General features: G+C 43.6%; 1 protein-coding gene. It reads right to left on the bottom strand.

The genetic code is table 11. The annotated features are described in order from the left end of the window. Positions 1 to 12: 12 nt before the first annotated feature. On the bottom strand, positions 13 to 1,188 hold the full coding sequence (gene tuf / locus ACFIM6_RS09885; protein ID WP_012755022.1) for an elongation factor Tu: 1,176 nt from the start codon (positions 1,186 to 1,188) through the stop codon (positions 13 to 15). Position 1,189 lies beyond the last annotated feature (1 nt).

Genomic DNA, 1,189 nt, shown 5'->3' with positions numbered 1-1,189 from the left:
AACAAGCATTATTTATTCAATGATCTTAGAGACGATACCGGCACCAACAGTACGACCACCTTCACGAATAGCAAAACGAAGTTTCTCTTCCATCGCTATCGGAACGATCAACGAAACATCCATCGCAACATTGTCACCTGGCATAACCATTTCCGTTCCTTCTGGAAGCGTAACAATACCTGTAACATCCGTCGTACGGAAGTAAAACTGAGGGCGATAATTCGTGAAAAATGGTGTATGACGCCCACCTTCATCTTTTGTCAAAATGTAAGCTTCTGCTTTAAACCGTGTATGAGGTGTAACGGATCCTGGCTTTGCCAATACTTGACCACGCTCAATCCCTTCACGGTCAACACCACGTAGCAGAGCTCCTATATTATCACCCGCTTGACCTTGATCCAAAAGCTTGCGGAACATTTCAACGCCTGTAACCGTCGTCTTAGACGTTGGACGAATACCGATAATCTCGATTTCCTCTCCAACTTTAATAACACCACGCTCAACACGACCCGTAACAACAGTTCCACGACCCGAAATCGAAAAAACATCTTCTATCGGCATCAAAAATGGTTGATCAACAGGACGTTCAGGGGTTGGGATATAATTATCAACTTCACTCATTAAAAGACGAACAGCATCTTCACCAATGCTTTTATCCTTATCCTCAAGAGCTGCCAATGCAGAACCCTTAACAATTGGTATATCATCGCCTGGGAAATCATATTTGGATAAAAGTTCCCGAACCTCAAGCTCTACAAGCTCCAAAAGTTCTGCATCATCAACCTGATCAACTTTATTAAGAAAAACAACAATTGCTGGAACACCAACCTGACGTGCAAGCAAAATATGCTCACGTGTCTGAGGCATTGGGCCATCAGCTGCTGAAACAACCAAAATAGCACCATCCATCTGTGCTGCCCCTGTGATCATGTTTTTCACATAATCAGCGTGTCCTGGACAATCAACGTGCGCATAGTGACGATTTTCCGTTTCATACTCAACGTGTGCTGTAGAAATAGTAATTCCACGTGCGCGTTCCTCTGGCGCAGCGTCAATTTGGTCATAAGCTTTAAATTCACCAAAATATTTCGTAATCGCTGCTGTCAACGAGGTCTTCCCATGATCAACGTGACCAATCGTACCAATATTAACATGCGGTTTTGTTCGTTCAAACTTGCTCTTCGCCATT

The sequence above is a fragment of the Bartonella sp. AA9NXGY genome (genome assembly GCF_042196845.1).
Lineage (GTDB): Bacteria > Pseudomonadota > Alphaproteobacteria > Rhizobiales > Rhizobiaceae > Bartonella.
This window is presented reverse-complemented; position numbering and strand designations above follow the sequence as displayed.

Bases quoted from the DNA above. Each gene is read 5' to 3' on its own strand.
- tuf (WP_012755022.1), bottom strand. From the start codon at position 1,188: ATGGCGAAGAGCAAGTTTGAACGAACAAAACCGCATGTTAATATTGGT.